At 65.5% G+C, this 18,007-nt stretch carries 13 protein-coding genes and 1 pseudogene; 7 read left to right on the plus strand and 7 right to left on the minus strand.

Annotated elements, in window-relative coordinates; all coding sequences use genetic code 11:
* Positions 1-16 precede the first annotated feature (16 nt).
* On the minus strand, positions 17-1,105 hold the full coding sequence (locus QN413_RS19135) for a M48 family metallopeptidase (protein ID WP_323498165.1): 1,089 nt from the start codon (positions 1,103-1,105) through the stop codon (positions 17-19).
* Positions 1,106-1,112: 7 nt separating this feature from the next.
* Entirely contained in the window at positions 1,113-2,300 is a 1,188-nt protein-coding gene (locus tag QN413_RS19140; protein WP_323498166.1) for a YjgN family protein, read from the minus strand.
* Positions 2,301-2,397: 97 nt separating this feature from the next.
* Between QN413_RS19140 and QN413_RS19145 the strand changes: the two genes are divergently transcribed.
* Positions 2,398-3,009: a glutathione S-transferase N-terminal domain-containing protein gene (locus QN413_RS19145; protein WP_323498167.1), complete on the plus strand. Its 612-nt coding sequence runs from the start codon at positions 2,398-2,400 to the stop codon at positions 3,007-3,009.
* A 288-nt stretch (positions 3,010-3,297) separates the two neighbouring features.
* Here QN413_RS19145 and QN413_RS19150 read toward each other — a convergent pair whose 3' ends face one another.
* Positions 3,298-3,846 (minus strand): glutathione peroxidase, encoded by a 549-nt coding sequence (locus tag QN413_RS19150; RefSeq protein ID WP_323498168.1) that lies wholly within the window; start codon positions 3,844-3,846, stop codon positions 3,298-3,300.
* 220 nt (positions 3,847-4,066) lie between these two features.
* Here QN413_RS19150 and QN413_RS19155 point away from each other — a divergent pair, with 220 nt between their 5' ends.
* Complete coding sequence (locus tag QN413_RS19155) at positions 4,067-4,924, plus strand: ferritin-like domain-containing protein (RefSeq protein ID WP_187053613.1); 858 nt, start codon at positions 4,067-4,069, stop codon at positions 4,922-4,924.
* A gap of 15 nt (positions 4,925-4,939) precedes the next feature.
* Here QN413_RS19155 and QN413_RS19160 read toward each other — a convergent pair whose 3' ends face one another.
* Both QN413_RS19160 and glnE read right to left on the minus strand, forming a co-directional pair.
* On the minus strand, positions 4,940-5,887 hold the full coding sequence (locus tag QN413_RS19160; protein ID WP_323498169.1) for a septal ring lytic transglycosylase RlpA family protein: 948 nt from the start codon (positions 5,885-5,887) through the stop codon (positions 4,940-4,942).
* A 4-nt stretch (positions 5,888-5,891) separates the two neighbouring features.
* On the minus strand, positions 5,892-8,699 hold the full coding sequence (gene glnE, locus QN413_RS19165; RefSeq protein WP_323498170.1) for a bifunctional [glutamate--ammonia ligase]-adenylyl-L-tyrosine phosphorylase/[glutamate--ammonia-ligase] adenylyltransferase: 2,808 nt from the start codon (positions 8,697-8,699) through the stop codon (positions 5,892-5,894).
* 25 nt (positions 8,700-8,724) lie between these two features.
* Between glnE and QN413_RS19170 the strand changes: the two genes are divergently transcribed.
* The 3 genes from QN413_RS19170 to QN413_RS19180 all read left to right on the plus strand — a co-directional run bounded on the left by QN413_RS19170 (position 8,725) and on the right by QN413_RS19180 (position 15,668).
* Positions 8,725-12,849 carry a YhdP family protein gene (locus QN413_RS19170; protein WP_323498171.1) on the plus strand — a complete coding sequence of 1,375 codons (4,125 nt, stop codon included), beginning with the start codon at positions 8,725-8,727 and terminating at the stop codon, positions 12,847-12,849.
* A 153-nt stretch (positions 12,850-13,002) separates the two neighbouring features.
* Positions 13,003-15,027: a PAS domain-containing sensor histidine kinase gene (locus QN413_RS19175; RefSeq protein WP_323498210.1), complete on the plus strand. Its 2,025-nt coding sequence runs from the start codon at positions 13,003-13,005 to the stop codon at positions 15,025-15,027.
* Between the two features lie 14 nt (positions 15,028-15,041).
* Complete coding sequence (locus tag QN413_RS19180; RefSeq protein WP_323498172.1) at positions 15,042-15,668, plus strand: response regulator transcription factor; 627 nt, start codon at positions 15,042-15,044, stop codon at positions 15,666-15,668.
* A gap of 37 nt (positions 15,669-15,705) precedes the next feature.
* Here QN413_RS19180 and QN413_RS19185 read toward each other — a convergent pair whose 3' ends face one another.
* Together QN413_RS19185 and QN413_RS19190 are read right to left on the minus strand one after the other, a co-directional pair.
* On the minus strand, positions 15,706-16,359 hold the full coding sequence (locus QN413_RS19185; protein WP_323498173.1) for an OmpA family protein: 654 nt from the start codon (positions 16,357-16,359) through the stop codon (positions 15,706-15,708).
* 49 nt (positions 16,360-16,408) lie between these two features.
* On the minus strand, positions 16,409-16,570 hold the full coding sequence (locus QN413_RS19190; protein ID WP_187053606.1) for a hypothetical protein: 162 nt from the start codon (positions 16,568-16,570) through the stop codon (positions 16,409-16,411).
* On the opposite strand from QN413_RS19190, the gene QN413_RS19195 reads away from it, so the two are divergent.
* Together QN413_RS19195 and QN413_RS19200 are read left to right on the plus strand one after the other, a co-directional pair.
* The gene (locus tag QN413_RS19195) at positions 16,569-17,714 is read left to right on the plus strand and encodes a murein transglycosylase A (protein WP_323498174.1); all 1,146 of its coding nucleotides are present in this window, start codon (positions 16,569-16,571) and stop codon (positions 17,712-17,714) included. The two genes, QN413_RS19190 and QN413_RS19195, sit on opposite strands and share 2 nt — an antisense overlap.
* Positions 17,715-17,739: 25 nt before the next feature.
* Positions 17,740-17,910 (plus strand): annotated as a pseudogene (locus QN413_RS19200) (IS5/IS1182 family transposase); the annotation flags it as partial.
* Between the last annotated feature and the right edge of the window lie 97 nt (positions 17,911-18,007).

Here is an 18,007-nt window from a genome sequence, read left to right on the forward strand (position 1 = left end):
ACGGCTGCAGCGGCTCTTACTCCTGCGCGGCGTTTTTGAAGAACTCGATGCGCTCTGCGGTCGCGGGATGCGACGAGAACGCCAGCCCGATCGCATCGTCACCGGCCGTGCTGTCCTTTTCGCCCTTCTTACCGATTCGATCTGTGCGCCAACGCTCGAGCGCCTCGAAGAAAGTCGCCATGGCGCGCGGCGAGATGCCGCTGGCGCGCATCAGCCGCACGGATTCGGCATCGGCTTCGCGCTCGAGGTCGCGCGAATAGCCGAGCGTGGCCAGCAACACGGGCGCGCTGCCGATCAGCGTGCCGTAGTCGCCGAAAGCGATCGACACAGCGAAGCCCACCGCCGACGCCTGCACCAGTTGCCGCATCGCGTGGCGCCGCAGCACATGGCCGAACTCGTGCCCAAGCACGCCGAGCACGGCATCGTCGTTGCCCGGCATGAGCTCGACCAGCGCGTCGGTCAGCACGATGGTGCCGCCGGGCAGCGCCAGTGCGTTGGGCCCGAAGCGCGGATCGCGGGCACTGCGGAACTCGAGCCGCACCTCGGGCGCGCCATCGGGATGGGCCCGATGGATCATCCGCGCGAAGCCGTCGCGGATGCGCTGCTGGGCGTGTGGCGGCAAGGTCGTCGGCTTCAGCAAGCTGTCGTCGAGCGACGCCAGCACCTGCTGCCCGACCAGCGCGTCGACACTGCGCGGCACGGCCGCCGTCACGCCCGTGGCGACCCAGGGCAAGCCCCATTGGTACATCGCGGCGACGGCGCCGAGGAGCAGCACCAGCGCGACTGCGACGCTGCGCCAGGTTTGCTGCGCGCGCACCACCCAGCTGTCGCTTCGATGGTGGCGGCCGACCCAATCGTCCCAGGCACCCACGTCGAGCGCTTGCAGGCTCGCGCCGTCGGGCAGCTGCGCGAGGCGTCCCCCATGGCGGGTGCGCTCGGGCCAGCGGACCGCGCTGAGGGGCACGGACAGCGGCGCGAATGCGCCCTCTTCGGTGGGCGTGATGAGAAGCATGCGTTCGCGCGTTTGCAGCAGCGCGGCGTGCGACCGGCTGTGGACGCCGTCGAAGAAGCGCGCCGACAGCGCGTCGTGTGGAGCCTCGCTCACCAAAGGCTCACAACCCGATGTCCATGCCGAACAGATCCGCAGCCATGTCACCCGCCGCCGTCGGGTTTTCACGCGCCGCGGTCTGCGTGATGTCGTCGAGCGCAATGCGGGTTTCAAGCACCACGGCTTCCAGTTGCGCGCGCCGCGTGCCGATCACCGCGAACGGCCAGTACAGGCCCAGCGTCAAAAAGATCAGCAGATAGTTCTTGAACTGCAATGGCAGATACCGCTTGAGCTTCAATTGGCTGTCGAAGCGCATGAGGTCGTTGCCGGTGGTCGACCACAGCAGGTTCTGCAGCCGCACTTGCAGGTATGACTTGGGCAGCACGTTGAGCAAGAAGACGCCGCCGATGCCGAGCACGAACGACAGGATGATGAAGGTCGCGCCCAAGCCGCCGCCGCTCTTGCGGCTCGCATAGCCGGTGAACGCGAAGATGGCCACGACGCCGAGCAGTGCAATCACCGCCACGAACCCCACGCCTATCAACTTGATGAAGATGCCGTAGAGCACGCCCACGTCGGCGCTGAGGCGCGTTTGCAGGCCGCCGATCGCGTAGTGGTTGTGCTGGTAGCGCTTCAGGCGCCAGAGAAAGTAGGGCAGGCCGAGAAAGAAGATCGTCATACCGATGCCGACCAGCGATGTCGCCAACACGGGCAAGGTGCCCGGCTTGATGCCGTCGGTCGGGCCAGCCAATGCACCCGCCAGCGCCACGGGCAACAGTGCGAGCGCAAGCGGCGGCAGCATCGCCGCATAGGCGCCGCGCGTGCTGCCGGCAAAGTGAAAGCGCAACCCGCGCCAACTGGTGTTGGCGAGCCGGAAGCGCATCGACGCACGGAACAGCGCCGGCCACAGCAAGACGAACGCCAGCGCCGCGAACAACGCCGCCCAGCCAGAGAACTTGCTGCCTACCGAGTAGACGATCAGGAAGGCGGCGGCAATGAGCGTGCCGCGCAGCATCTTGACCGGCTGGCCATGAAAGTCGAGCGCGTCGCCGCCGACCCAGGTGTTGCTGTAGAAATATTTGAGCTTGCGCACTTTGGCCCATGGCAGGTAGAGCCCGAGCGTCACGACGATCAGCAGCAGGTTGACGATCCAGATGCGGAAATACTCGCTGCCGCTCGCCGTGAATTCGATCGGATGGCGGTGCGGTGGCCCGCTTTCCGGCCGCGCGTCGATCTGCATGTCTATGCCCATGATCCTTCTCCCTGCGTTGTTAGTGCCCGACATTTTGCCCTGCACCGTCCCCTAGAATGAGGTCGAAACTACACGTCACCCGAGGGAGAGAGTCCACATGAAATTGATCGGATCTGCTGCCAGCCCCTATGTGCGCAAGGTGCGCGTGGTGCTGGCCGAAAAGCGACTCGAATACCAGTTCGTGATCGAAGACGTCTGGGCGGCCGACACCACCATCTCGACGTCCAACCCGCTCGGCAAAGTGCCGTGCCTGATCATGGATGGCAGCGAGGCCATGTTCGATTCGCGCGTGATCGTCGAGTATCTCGACACGCTGTCGCCGGTCGGCAAGCTCATTCCGGCGCAAAGCCGCGAGCGGGCCGAAGTCAAAACCTGGGAAGCGCTGGCCGATGGCGTCATGGACGCCGGTATCGCATGGCGGCTCGAAGCCACCTGGGCGAACCGTGCCGACACCGAGCGCAGTCAGGCGTGGATGGACCGCCAGAGCGCCAAGATCGAGAACGGTGTTGCCGCCATGGCCAAGGGCTTGGGCGACAAGCCTTTTTGCAGCGGCATTCACCTGAGCCTGTCGGACATCGCGGTCGGTTGCGCGCTGGGCTGGTTGGGCTATCGCTTTCCGGAGATCGATTGGCGCGCCAATCATGGGAACCTCGCAAAGCTCTACGACAAGTTAATGCTGCGTCCGAGTTTTGCGGACACCAAGCCCTGAAGGCACATCGCACTGCACCAATGAAAACGGCACCCGAGGGTGCCGTTTTTCTTTCATACAAAAATGTTGCGAGGTGCCCCGACGCGAAGAAGGGAGGGAGGGAGGAGGAGAAGAATCGCCTCGGGATTTCGACCGAACGGCAAGCATTCGGAAGACCTCGCAACATGAAAACTGACGGGCTTTCTTTGGCGCCCGAGCCAGTTATGAGCGCTTTGCGCGCCAGCCAGTTCCCGGTGTCTTCGTAAACATTTGTGAAGTCGAAATGCGGCGCGCCAAGCTCAGGTCGGCCTAATCTGCGCCGAGCTGCTTCTCGAGTTCGCGAATGAAGCTGCGGTCTTCCGGCGCGGTCATGCTCGAATACGCATCGACCACTTTGCCGTCCCGGCCGATCAGGTATTTATAGAAGTTCCATTTCGGCGTGGTGCCCGAAATTTTGGCAAGTTGTTTGAAAAGCGGGTTGGCTTCGCTGCCGCGAACCGAGCTTTTCGAGAACATCGGAAATTTCACTCCGAAGGTACTTTCGCAAAAGTCGGCGATCTCTTTGTTCGAGCCCGATTCCTGCGAGAAGTCATTCGATGGGAAGCCCAACACCACCAACCCGCGCGACCGGTACTTGGTATCGAGCGCTTCGAGCCCCTTGTACTGCGGCGTGAATCCGCAAAAGCTCGCCGTGTTGACGATCAGCACGACCTTGCCGCTGTACTGGCACAGCGACTGGGGCTTTTCGTCTTGCAGCCGGGGGAAGGTGTAGTTCAGGATGGCGGGGCATGCGCCGGCGCCGGATGGCGCGGCGGCAGCCCCAGGGGCCGTAGCCGGTGAACTCTGAGCGCGTGCCATCTGCGCAAACAGGGCAAGAGACACTACACAGGCGAGGGCGAACGTGAAAGTTGGCGCAGAACGAAAAGCAGGTTTCAAGACGGTAATTCGCATGGGGAATCTCCTGCAAATAGAAGGGGCGCATCCGTTCGAGAAAGATGCGCGTACCCACATCATCGCGCGGTTGTCACAGGCGTGCTGAACGTGCCTATTAAAATCCGCCTGCCTTAGAAAGATTTGAATGCTCTACCCGGAACTTTTCAGACAACTCGAATCCGTCCGTTGGGACATGGAGCGGGATATTCCGTGGCAGTCATTCGACGCGACCAAGCTCACCGAAGAGCAGGCTCAGACGATCAAGATGAATGCCATTACCGAGTGGGCGGCGCTGCCGGCCACCGAGATGTTTTTGCGCGACAACCGGCACGACAGTGATTTTTCGGCATTCATGTCGATCTGGTTTTTCGAGGAGCAAAAGCATTCGTTGGTGCTGATGGAATACCTCAAGCGCTTCAGCCCCCAGCACGCGCCGACCGAGCAGGAGCTGCACGACGTGCGCTTCGATTTCGATCCGGCGCCGCCGCTCGAAACGCTCATGCTGCATTTCTGCGGCGAGATTCGCCTCAACCATTGGTATCGTCGCGCCGCCGAATGGCATACAGAGCCGGTCATCAAGCACATCTACACCACGTTGAGCCAGGACGAAGCGCGCCACGGCGGCGCCTATCTGCGCTACATGAAGCGTGCGATGGAAAAGTTCGGTGACGAAGCGCGTGCCGCTTTCACCAAGGTCGGCGTGTTGATGGCCAGCGCGCGCCGCACGGCCCAGGCGCTGCACCCTACCAACCTGCACGTGAGCAAGGCGCACTTTCCGCGCGACACGATCCAGAGCCGCATGCCCGACCCGGACTGGCTCGAGCATTGGCTCGACAACCAGATCAAGTTCGATGCGGTGTGGGAGAGCAAGGTCGGCGAGCGCATCCTGCACAACCTGAGCCTGTTGATGAACCGCAGCTTCAAGACCGTGCAGGAGCTGAACCGCTACCGCAAGGAGCTGGCGGCGACGATCGCTCCGAAGACGGTTTACCAGGGCGCTTGAAAAAGGGCGCCTGGTTCAGCGTCGCTCGACGATGATCGGCGCCAGTTGCAGGTCGTTCCGGACCTGCTCTGCTGTGCTCCGTGCCGTGTCCCGCGACGCGTACGGACCGGCCTGCACACGGTGCGTATTGCCCTCGCTGAACACATTGAGGTTGGCCGCGAGTTGCGGCATCGCCGTCGTCATCCTCTGCTGAAAAGCGATTGCGCCATCGCGCTGGCTGAAGGCACCGAGCTGCACCCAGAAGCCCGCGGTCGACATGCCCGGCGGCGCGTCGGCGGTAGGAGCGGTCGGCCCGGTCGGTGCACTTGAAGCTACCGGCGCCAGCGGTTGCATCATCGGCAGCTCTGCGACTTCAGCCCGGGGCGAAGAAACCACCGGCGACGTGAAAACCGCGGGTACGTCGACGCTCCGCCAGGTTCCCGCCTGAATCTCCTGGTTCGTGATGCGCTCGATCTCGACCGGCGCCACGCCGCGCAGCAAGTCCAGCTTGGCCGCCGCCGCATAGCTGAGGTCAATCACCCGATCGTCGTGGAACGGGCCGCGGTCGTTCACCCGCACGATCGCCTCGCGCCCGTTGGCCGGATTGCGCACGCGCACGTAGCTCGGCAGCGGCAGCGTCTTGTGTGCGGCCGTCATGGCGTACATGTCGTAGGGCTCGCCGCTGGCGGTCGACTGGCTGTGGAACTTGCTGCCGTACCACGACGCCAGTCCTGTTTCCTTGAAAGACCGATCGTCGGCAATCGGCACATACGAACGGCCGAGCACGGTGTAGGGCTTGCTGGTGCCATGGGTGCCACGGATGGTTTCGACGCGGGGTTCGGCGTCGGGCGTGCGCGACAGTCCTGAAGGAGGATTCGACGGCGCGCCATCGCGACCACCGCGCGGTCCGCTGGCACAGCCAGCGAGCAGCACGGCCGCGGTCATCGCCACAGCAACTGCCGAGACGGTCGACGACCGCGTCATCGCCTCAACCAAACACGGCCTTCCACAGCGCCAGCATCGCTTCGCGCTCGACCGCCAGGCCCGGCAGGTCGACCTGCGTCGGCTCTTCGTTAAGACGCGCCCGATGCTGCACACGGCGCAATTCGCGGTACGCCGAAGCAGCACCGCGCCCGACGCCTTCAGGCAGCAAGCCGGCGGCTTCGGCCCGCAGCAGCAGTGCGATGTTGCCGACGTTGTCGATCAGTTCCGGGTGCGCCTTGGCCGCGCAGAGCACGAGGAATTGCACCGCGAATTCGGCATCGACCATGCCGCCGCGGCTGTGCTTGACGTCGAACTTGCCGGCCTTCACCGGCCTGGCGGCGCGCACCTTGTCGCGCATCGCGATGATCTCGGCTTTCAACGCGTCGCGGTCGCGTGGCGCCACGATGACGGCCTCCCGCACCGCGTCGAAGCGCGCGCCGAGCGCGGCATCACCGAGCACGAAGCGGGCACGCGTCATGGCCTGGTGCTCCCACGTCCACGCCGTGTTGCTGCCGCGGCCCAGTTGGTACCTTTCGTAGGCCGCGAAGCTGCTGGCAAGCAAGCCCGAGTTGCCGTTGGGCCGCAGGGCCGTGTCGATGTCGAAGAGGTCGCCCTCACGCGTTTTCACGGTGAGCCAGTTGATCAGCTTGCGCACATAGGTCGCGTACACGTCGCCGGCGCGCTCGTCGTCGTCTTCGTAGACGAAAACGATGTCGAGATCGCTGCCGTAGCCGAGCTCTTTGCCGCCCAGCTTGCCGTAGCCGATGATGGCGCACTGCGGCTCTTCACGATGCGGGTTGCGCACTTGCTTCCAGCACCAGCGCGCGGTCACACGCAGCACCACGTCGGCCAGCGCGCTCAGGTCGTCTGCCACCTGTTCCACCGTGATGCGGCCATCGACATCGCGTGCCAGCGTGCGAAACAGTTCGGCGTGATGCGCATGGCGCAGCAGGTTGAGCAGCCGCTCCTCATCGGCCTCGCCGGTGCCGCGCAGCGATGCATGCCGCGCTTCCAGTTCGCGCTCGAAGTCCGCGGCGTCGAAGCGGCCCAGGAGCATTTCGTCGCTGGCCAGTTCATCGATGACGCCCGGGTTTTGCGTGAGGTAGCGCGCCGGCCATTTGGCCGAGCCCAGCAAGCGCAGCAAGCGCTCCTGTACGGCGGGCCGTTCGACCAGCAACGCGAGGTAGCTTTCGCGCCGCAGCAAGGGCTCGATCCAGTCGGCCCAGCGCAGCGCCGCATCGGTGTGGCGCGATATCTGGCCGGGGCCATCGCTGTCGGGCTCGCGCAGCCATTGGGCGGTGCGCTGCACCAACTGCCGCAAGCGTGTACGCGTGTCGTCGCGCAACGCCAGGATGCGCGGATGCTCGCACCACGCCTTGATGCGCTCACCGAAAGCCGGCGGCAGGCTGTCGATCAAATCTGCCAGTTCGCCCGAGGTGCCGCTGCTCTTGCCGCCTTTGCATTTGCTGCAGTTCTTTTCGCCGCCGAGCAGCTTGTCGAACTCTTCCGCAACGAACTCGCGGTGCGTATCGAGCTGTTCCAAAAACGGGCAGACGCCGTTGAAACCCAGAGTCGCCGCGATCCAGCGCAGGTCGTCGTCGCTGACCGGCAGCATGTGCGTCTGCTGGTCGTCGAGGTACTGGATGCGGTGTTCGACACGGCGCAAAAATTCATAGGCAGCGGCCATCGCATCCGCGGTTTCCTGCGGCATCAGGCCAGCGCGTGCCAGCCGCTGCAAGGCGTCGAGCGTGGGCCGCGTGCGCAATTCCGGGAACTGCCCGCCGCGCACCACCTGCAGCAATTGCACGGTGAACTCGATCTCGCGGATGCCGCCACGCGACAGCTTGACGTCGTTCGCCCGCTCCGGCCGCCCGGCGCTGCGGCGCGCCGATTGTTCCCGGATCTGCCGATGCAGGATGCGCAGCGAATCGAACACGCTGTAGTCGAGGTAGCGACGAAAGACGAACGGCAGCACCACGCCGCGCAGCGCCTGTGCCGAGCCATCGGCTACCGCCGACGAAGGCGCCACCACGCGGCTCTTGAGCCACGCAAAGCGTTCCCACTCGCGGCCCTGCACCTGCAAGTATTCCTCGAGCGCGTCGAGCGACACCACGGTTGGCCCGGAGTTGCCATTGGGACGCAATGCCAGGTCGATGCGAAAGACGAAGCCGTGCTCCGTCGTGTCTCCGACCAGCGCATAGATGCGCTTGACCGCCCGCGCGAAATATTCCTGGTTCGACAGCTTGCCGCGGCCTTCGGCGTTGCCCGCCGTTTCGCCGTCGTGGTCGTACAGGTAGATAAGGTCGATGTCGCTCGAAACGTTGAGTTCGCGCGCGCCGAGCTTGCCCATCCCGACGACCCACAATTGCGCGACTTGGCCAGCCTTTTCTTCTTCACCAAGCGGCGCGCCGTGGATGGCTTCGAGTTCCGACAACGCGGTGCGGCAGGCGACATCGAGTGCGAACTCGGCCAGCTCGGTCACGGCGCGAACGACATCGGCGAGCGGTGCGCCTTCGTCGCAGTCGAGCACGGCCAGGCGCTCCATCACCAACTGGCGCACGGTGCGCAGCGCATCGGCAACGTTGACACCACTCACTTTGTCGCCGCGTGCCTGCAACGCATCGAAGGCGATCTGCATCGTTGCGCGCGTCGGTGTGCCCTTCGGCAGCAGGGTCAATTCAGCCGCGTATCGGCGTCGCAGTCGCTGCACGAAGCGCGAGTGCGACGACAACGGTGAAGCCAGCGGCGCCAACGCGGCACCGGCTGTCTTATCACCGTCTTCGGTGGAACCCGTCTGGAGGCTGGCAGTCATAATTCCTGCTACAGCGCGACTCTCAATGAACGACACGGTGTCTTCCCCTTCACGTCTGCTCAAAGTCACCGCTGTCACGGCGCGCTGGCTGTTGGGTTTGCTGATGGGCGCGTGGCTGGTCTTCGCGCTGTCAGTGCTTGTCCTACACGGTTGGATTGTGCCGCGAATCGGCGATTACCGCGGTGCGCTCGAGGCACAAGCCAGCAGGGTCATCGGGGTACCTGTTCGCATCGGTTCCATCACCGCGCAATCGAACGGTTTGTTCCCCACTTTCGAGCTGCGCGACGTGGTGCTGCAAGACGTCCAACAGCGCGACGCGTTGCGCCTGTCGCGCGTGGTGGCGAGCGTGTCGCCGCGGTCGCTCTGGAAGACCAACTTCGAGCAGCTCTATATCGAAAGCCCGCAGCTCGAAGTGCGACTCGACGCCGCAGGCAAGCTGCATGTCGCTGGTCTCGATGTGTCGACCGACACCACTGGAGAAACGCGTGCGGCCGATTGGTTCTTCAGCCAGCGCGAATTCATCATCCAGGGCGGCACGGTGCGCTGGACCGACGAGCGTCGCCGTGCCGAACCGGTGCTACTGACCAATGTGGAGTTCGTCTCGCGCAACAGCGCGCGGCGCCATGCATTGCGGCTCGACGCCACGCCGCCCGCAGGTTGGGGGGACCGCTTCACGTTGCGGGGCCAGTTCCGCCAGCCCCTGCTGTCGGTGCACAGCGGCAAGTGGCAAAACTGGGGCGGGCAGATCTACGCCGACCTGCCGAACATCGATGCCACGCGGCTCGGTCGCTACGTAGCGCTCGACGCGCGCATTCGCGAAGGCAACGGCGCGTTGCGCGTCTGGGCCGATGTGGACGACGGCAAGCTCGTCGGCGGCGCGGCCGATCTCGGGCTGGCGCGAATCGATGCCTCGCTCGGCGACAAGCTGCAGCCGCTGGTGCTGCGCGCGGTGACCGGACGACTGGCCGGCCAGTTGAAGGACCAGACGCTCGAATTCTCGACGCGCGACCTGCAGTTCGATACCGCCGACGGCTCGCGCTGGCCCGGCGGCAACCTGTGGTTTCAACACACGCCGGCGCGCGGCAAGACGGCGGAGCACGGCGCATTCAAGGCCGATCGTCTCGACCTGGGCGCGCTCGCGCTCATCGCCGATCGTCTGCCGTTGGGCGATGCCACGCACAAGGCCATCGAATCGTTCGCGCCGCGCGGCCTGGTCGAGCGCATCGACACGCGTTGGCAAGGCCCGTTCGATGCGCTTGAGACCTACCAGGCCAAAGGGCGTGTCAGCGGCTTCAGCCTGGCGTCGCAAGCGCCACCGGAAGGTGTGCGCATCGGCACGCCGGGCTTGCGCGGTGCCACCGCCGAGTTCGATGCGAGCCAGGCCGGCGGCACCGCGAGCTTGTCGATCGGCAAGGGTGCGCTCGATTTGCCCGGCGTGTTCGAAGAGCCGGTGGTACCGATCGACCAGCTTTCGTCGCAACTGCAATGGAAGCTCGACGGCGACAAAGTGCAGGTGCAGGTGTCGAAAGCGCGCTTTGCCAACGCCGATGCCGAGGGCGAGGCCGAAGCCACCTGGCGCACCAGCGATCCGGCCGTGTCGCATGGCAAGAGCCGCCACCCGGGCGTGCTCGACCTGCAGGGCAAGCTGACCCGCGCCGACGGCACGCGCGTGTTTCGCTACCTGCCGCTCGACATCCCCAAGCCGACGCGCGACTACGTGCGCGATGCCGTCAACAAGGGTAGCGCCAGCATCGTGGAGTTTCGCGTCAAGGGCGACCTGCACGACATGCCCTTCATGGACCCGCGCGATGGCGACTTTCGTATCGCGGCCAAGGTGGCCGATGTGACCTACGCCTACGTGCCGCCGCAGCTTGCCAAATCGACCGGCGCCATGGCGCGGGGCGTGTCACCCGCCGTCGTCTGGCCGGCGCTCGATCGCCTTTCCGGCGAACTGGTGTTCGAGCGCGCCGGCATGCTGGTGCGCAACGCGCGTGGCCGCATCGTCGGCGCGCCCGGCATCGAGATCGAAAAGGCCGAAGCGCAGATCGCCGACATGGCGCACCCTGCCGCGCTGCTGAAGGTCGATGCACAGGCGCGCGGGCCACTGGCCGAGCTGCTGCATGCCGGCGCGCCGCTGGCTGGCCCGCTCGGCGAGCCCATGGGCAGGGTGCGCGCTACCGGCAATGCGGACTACCGGCTCAAGCTCGACCTGCCGCTCGCGGCCGTCGACAAGGCAAAGGTACAGGCCAGCATCGCGCTGACCGACAACGACCTGCAACTCGTGCCCGAAGCACCCGCGCTGACGCAGGCGCGCGGCACCCTGAACTTCACCGAAGGCGGTTTCTCGCTGGCCGGCGTGCAGGCGCGCTTGATGGGCGGCGAAACGCGCATCGAAGGCAAGGGACGCTTTGGTGGATCAGCCGTGGGGGCGGGCGCCACGCCGCAAGACCTGAGCTTCAAGGCGACGGGCACCGTGACCGCTGAAGGCTTGCGTGCCGCGCGTGAGGTCGACTGGCTTGCGCGCCTGGCGACCAAGGCGACCGGCAGCGCCGGTTACAACGCCGCTCTGTCGGTGCGCGACGGCACGCCGGAGTTTCTGCTGACCAGCAGCCTCGTCGGCCTCGGGCTGAATTTGCCGGCGCCACTTGCCAAGCCAGCCGACGAGGCGATGCCGCTCAAGGTCGAGAAGAAAGTGTTGTCTCGCGAGGCCCGCGCCGGCCGCACGCCGCTGGTGCAAGACCAGTTGTCGGTCGAACTCGGCAAGGTCGCATCGGCGCAATACGTCCGCGATGTGTCGGGCGACGATGCCAAGGTGTTGCGCGGCTTCATCGCAGTCGGGCTCAACGCGGGCGAAGCCGCTGCGCCGCCACCAAACGGTGTGCAGGCCAACATCAACCTCCCGCGGCTCGACCTCGCGGCCTGGCAGACGCTCTTCACCGAGACCACCGGCAGTGCGCCCGAGGCCGTGGCCAACGCCACCAGCGCCGACGATGCGCTCTCGTATTTGCCGACGATGATCGCCGTGCGCGCCAAGGAGCTCGCGGTATCGGGCCGCACGCTGCACGACGTGGTGCTGGGCGGCACGCGCGACGGCACGCTGTGGCGGGCCAACATCGACGCCGTCGAACTGAGCGGCTATGCCGAATATCGGCATACGCAGGCAGGTCGATTGCACGCGCGACTGGCGCGCTTGAAGATCGCGCCGAGCGAGGCGCACGCGGTCGAATCGCTGCTCGACGAGCAACCCGACACGCTGCCCGCGCTCGATGTAGTGGTCGATGATTTCGAGCTGCTCGGCAAGCGGCTCGGCCGTGCCGAAATCGATGCCGTCAACCTCGGCGGCGCAACGCGCGAATGGAAGCTCAACAAGCTCAGCCTCACGATGCCTGAAGCCACCTTCACAGCGCAGGGTTCGTGGGCGGCAGTGCCGGGTGCGGCGCCGCGTGGCCGTGCCGCACCGCGCCGCACTTCGATGAACTTCAAGCTCGACATCGCCGATGCCGGGGCTCTGCTCAATCGCTTCGGCATGAAGGACGTTCTGCGCCGCGGCAAAGGCAAGCTGGGCGGTGATGTGGACTGGCAAGGATCACCGTTCTCGCTCGACTATCCGAGCCTCAACGGACAACTGCAGGTCGATGTCGAATCAGGCCAGTTTTTGAAGGCCGACCCGGGCTTGGCCAAGCTGCTGGGCGTGCTGAATCTGCAAGCCCTGCCGCGCCGCCTCACGCTCGATTTTCGGGATGTGTTCAGCCAGGGCTTCGCTTTCGACTTCGTGCGTGGCGACGCCCGCATCGTCGACGGCACCGCCACCACCAACAACCTGCAAATGAAGGGCGTGAATGCCGCGGCGTTGCTGGAGGGCTCGGCCGACATCGTGCACGAGACGCAAAATTTGCGCGTGGTGGTGGTGCCCGAGATCACGGCCGGCACGGCTGCGCTGGTCGCTACTGCCATCAATCCGGCCATCGGGCTCGGCACCTTCCTGGCGCAGTGGTTGCTGAGTAAGCCGTTGTCCGCAGCCGCCACACAGGAGTTCCAGATCGAAGGCTCGTGGACCGACCCGAAGATCACCAAGGTGGCGCGCCGAACGCCACTGGCGGGATCGACGACGGCGCCTGGCACACCGTCCAACACGGAGATCAAGCAATGAAAGTCGCTGCGATCCAGATGGTTTCCGCCGTCTCGTGGGGGGTCAATCTGGCGCGCACGCATGCCTTGCCGCTCGAAGCATGAGCGTGTGGTGAGCGTCCCTGGCTTCGAGCGCAACGCCTGGCAGCGCTGGTATCTGTGGCTGTTGCTCGCCATGCTCGTGCTTGCATTGCTGGGCACCGTGGTCTGGCTGGCGGGGCGCCATGAGGTCGAGCAGGCCCAGGCCGCGCTCGATCGCGACACCACCGACGCAGTAGCTGATTTGCGCGCAAGTCTGCAGCGCAACATTCAAAGCCTGCGCGCGTTGCGGTTGCCCGCGCAAAACGCGCCAGGCGATGCAGCGTGGCCACCCGAGGCAGCAGCGCTGCTGCGCGAGCACCGCGAGATGGTCCGGCTGGAGCGGCGCGATGCGGGTCTGATGCCTTTGGCCGTGCTCGAAACACCCTATCGCATGCGCATCTTCGACAAGGTCACGCGGGGCAGCGAGCAAAACGATGTGGCGCTGGCCTGCACCACAGCGCGCAAGCTGGTGGCACCGGCCTATTCGCCGAGCCACTACGTGCCGATGCCCGAAGGCGGTGGCATCGAACTGATGGAGCTGTGCGTGCCGGTCGAGGGCGGTTATCTGGTTGCGACCTATGGCTTGCGCGACATGCTGACCGAGCTGCTCGGCCCGACGCTCGCACGCGGCCAGGAGGTCGCCTTTGCCGAGCCCGATGGCACACGTCTCGCCATCATCGGCGTGCGCCGTCGCGCCGGCACGCGCATCTTCACTTCGCAGCAGCTGGTCGACTTGCCGGGCGTCACGCTCATGCTGCGCGTCGACGGCTGGCGCGCTGCGCCCGATATCTTCCCCAACCTGCTGACCGCGCTGGTGACTGCCATCTCGATCGCGCTGGTGTCGGTGCTGGTGCTGCTGGCACGCGACACGCGGAGGCGCCTCAAGGCGGAGTTCGAACTTGCCGAGACGCTCGCGTTCCGCAAGGCGATGGAAGACTCGGTGATCACCGGCTTGCGCGCGCGCGACCTCCGTGGCCGGCTCACTTATGTCAACCCGGCCTTCTGCGAGATGGTCGGCTTCAGCGCAGAAGAATTGATGGCCGTGCACGGGGAGACGGCTGGATCGGAGTCGGGTCATCGCGATGACCCCGGCATGCCCGAGGCGCCCTATTGGCCGACCGAACTGGCGCACGAATATCAGCAGCGACAGGCGCATCGTCTGGCCAGCGGCATGCCACCGCGCGAAGGCTTCGAATCGGTCTTCATGCGCAAGGACGGCTCGCGCTTTCCGGTGCTGATCTTCGAAGCGCCGCTGCTCAACGCACAGCGCGTGCAAACCGGCTGGATGAGCGCCTTTATCGATGTCAGCGAGCAGCGCCGCATCGAAGAACTGTCGCGCGCCAGCCAGGAGCGGCTGCAGGCCAGCGCCAGACTCGCGACCGTCGGCGAGATGGCCTCGCTGCTGAGCCACGAACTCGCGCAGCCGCTCGCGGCGATTGCCAGCTATGCGAGCGGCTCTCTCAACCTGCTCGAAGGTGGAGCCGATCGGGGTGACGCGAACCATGGCGCGGTGATCGACACCAATGTCGAAGTCGCGATGGCCGTGCGCCGCATCGCCGAGCAGGCCGACCGCGCCGGGCAGGTGATTCGCAGCGTGCATGACTTCGTGCGGCGGCGCGACCGCACGCGCGAGGCGGTGGCGCCACGTGCGCTCATCGATGCCGTGCTGCCGCTGGTGCAATTGCAGGCGCGCAAGCTCGGCGCGCGCATCGACATGGCGCTGGAAGATCCACTGCCGGCCGTGCTGTGCGATCGCACGCTGGTCGAGCAGGTGCTGCTCAACTTGGCACGCAACGGGATGCAGGCGATGGACCTGCACGAGTTTGTCGATCGCGTGTTGACGTTGCGCGTGCTGCTCATCGGCGGTAGCAACAAGGGCATCGCACGCGCCTCTGAAGGCCGTCGCTGGGTCGAGTTCTCGGTGGCCGACATCGGCAGTGGCATCAGCAAGGACGTCGAAGAGCGGCTCTTCACGCCCTTCTTCACCACGCGGGCCGACGGCATGGGGCTCGGCCTGAGCCTGTGTCGCACGGTCGTCGAACAACATGGCGGTGCGTTGATCTATGCACCGCATCGGCCGCGCGGCACCGTGTTCCGCTTTACCTTGCCCGCTGCCTGAAAGAACATACGTCCGTGCAACCGCTGAACGATGCCCTCATCTTTATCGTCGACGACGACGCCAGCGTGCGCGAAGCATTGGCGTGGCTGCTGCGCTCGCGTCGGCTGGAGAGCGAACACTTCGCCACCGCCGAGGCGTTCGAAGAGCGGCTTCTCGACATGCCGGTGACCGAGCGGCCGCATTGCCTGCTGCTCGACGTGCGCATGCCCGGCACCAGCGGGCTCGTGTTGTTCGATCGGTTGGCAGAGCGAGGTCTGCTCGATGCGATGCCGGTGATTTTCTTGACCGGCCATGCCGATGTGCCGACCGCAGTGGACCTGGTCAAGCGTGGCGCGTTCGACTTTTGCGAGAAGCCGTTTTCAGACAACGCGCTGGTCGATCGCATCGAGCACGCGCTGGGCGCATCGCTGCGATCGCTGGACCGCAAGCAGGCGCAGCGCCGGCTTACCGATCGCATCGCAGAACTCACGGAGCGCGAGCGCGAGGTGATGCGGCTCGTCGTCGAAGGCCTGCCCAACAAGCTGATTGCCGACCAGCTATCGATCAGCGTGCGCACGGTGGAAGTGCACCGTGCGCGGCTGTTCGAAAAGATGGACGTCCGGTCGGCCGTCGAGCTCGCCAACCTGCTGCGGCCGGCCTAGGACGAGCCCCAATCGATTCAGGCCGAAGCCCGAGTCATCAGCCCTGCGAACGCTCGCCCACGTAGATTTCGATGCGGCGGTTTTGTGCGCGGCCACTGTCGGTCGCGTTGTTGGCCACCGGCTCGCGCGAACCGCGGCCATCGATGTTGATTGCCGAGGAGCGCACGCCGCGCGAGACCAGATAGTCGCGCGTGCTGGCGGCGCGTTCGACCGACAACGGGTTGTTGATCGCGTCGGAGCCGGTGTTGTCGGTGTGGCCGATGATGCGCACGTCGGCATTCGCGTTATTGCGCAGGCCGGTCGCGAACTGGTCGAGCACCGGTGCGAGATTGGGCTTGATGGCGGCGCGGCCGACGTCGAACGACGCGTCGCTCGGAATCGCCAGCTTGAGCTCGTTGTTGGCCGTTTGCGTGACCGCGATGCCGGTGCCTTGCGTGGCCTGTTCCATCTGGCGCTTTTGCGCTTCCATGCGTTGCGACCAGAAGTAGCCGCCTGCTGCGCCGGCCAGTGCGCCGACCGCTGCACCGGTGCCGATCGCACCGCGGTTGCCGCCCGTGGCGGAGCCGATGGCGGCACCGGCCAACGCGCCGATGCCGGCGCCCGCACCGGTGGTGCGTTGCGTATCGGTCATACCGGCGCAGCCCGACAAAACGACGGCAGCAGTAGCTGTTGCAAGAATGAGTTTTTTCATGGTGATCCCTTTGACTCGGTGACTGAACTGGTTAGCGAAAGAGTCGCGATTATGTTGGCGGCAGCTTGTCGTCAGCGTCGGCCGCATCCCCGTCCTTGTGTGCGGGTGTGTCATCGATTTCACCGCGCTTGCGGCCGGAGAACATGGTCCACCAGACGATGAGGACAAGCACCGCGCCGGCTGCGAAGGCTTCGAGCAAAATCAGACCCATGAAACAAGGACTCCGGTGGCGGCTTGGGGTGGCGATGGTAGTGGCAATGCTGGCGGGGTGCTCCTTCGGCCCGCGCCTGCCCGATGCCACTGTGCCTTCGGCCGCCACGCCCCCGCCCGATCTCGGCCCGCTCACCGGATCGCTCATGCATCCCAAAAGCCGCTGGGTGCCGGTCACCTGGACCGAGCTTCCCGGCTTCGTCGAAGACCCGCTGAATGAAGGCTGGATCGCATTGCTATCGAACTGCGCTCGGCCCAATGCGGTGTTCAAGCCACTGTGCGGCGACGTGCGGCGGCTGTCGATCGGCAGCCCCGACGAACAGCGCCAGTGGATGATCGACCGGCTGCAGCCGTACCGCATCGAGTCGCTTGCCGGCCAGAGCGATGGTCAGCTCACCAGCTATTACGAACCGGTGTTCGAAGCCTCGCGTCGGCCCACCGCTGCGTTCAGCGTCCCGCTCTATCAACCGCCTGCGAGCATCGGTGCGCGAAGGCCCTGGTTCACCCGACAAGAGATCGACACGGTGCCCGAAGCACAGGCCGCATTGCGCGGCCGCGAGATCGCATGGCTGGCCAACCCCATCGACATGATGATGCTGCACATCCAGGGATCGGGCCGGTTGCACATCACCGAAGCCGATGGCTCGCAACGCACGGTGCGCGTGGCTTTCGCCGGCACGAACGATCAGCCCTACAAGAGCATCCAGTCATGGCTCGTCGGCCAAGGCGCCACGCGTGTCACCAAGTGGCCCGACGACACCAAGGCCTGGGCCGCGCAAAACCCGCAGCGCGTGCCGCAACTGCTGTGGAGTAACCCGCGGTACGTGTTTTTCCGTGAAGAAGCGTTGACCGATGTGGACGCTGGCCCGCGCGGCGCGCAGGGCGTGCCGCTCACTGCCGGTCGCTCCATCGCGGTCGATCGCGACAGCATTCCGTACGGCACGCCGGTCTGGCTCGCGTCGAACGGCCCAACCTTGCAGCTCGCCAAGCTCGTGGTCGCGCAAGACACCGGCAGCGCCATCCTCGGCGCGGTGCGCGCCGATTACTTCGCCGGCACCGGCATCGATGCGGGGCGGCTCGCCGCCAAGGTGAACCAGCCGTTGCGCTTGTGGGCGCTGTGGCCGAAGGCGGTTGCCACGCCCTGAGCGGAAATTCGGGTCAGTCACGTTCGATGCATGTTTGGAGATGCGCGTCACGCCGCACCTGGCGCAGCACACATCCAATCGACGCTTGGCGGTGCCCGACCTCATTGCCCGCAGCGCGGGCAATGAGGTCTCGCAGCCGAAGAAAAAGCTCCTCGGGCAGGGATCCGGCTGGGTCAAGCCGGTGGGGCGCATGCGCTGGTCGTGGCAGGTCGGTCCGCAGGTGGCGTGAAGGGCAAAAGACGCGTCGAGTGGCGCGTTCGGACTCTCAAGATTCGACCGTAGAGCTGAGGCGC

The sequence above is a fragment of the Variovorax sp. LG9.2 genome, from assembly GCF_035018885.1.
Lineage (GTDB): Bacteria > Pseudomonadota > Gammaproteobacteria > Burkholderiales > Burkholderiaceae_C > Variovorax.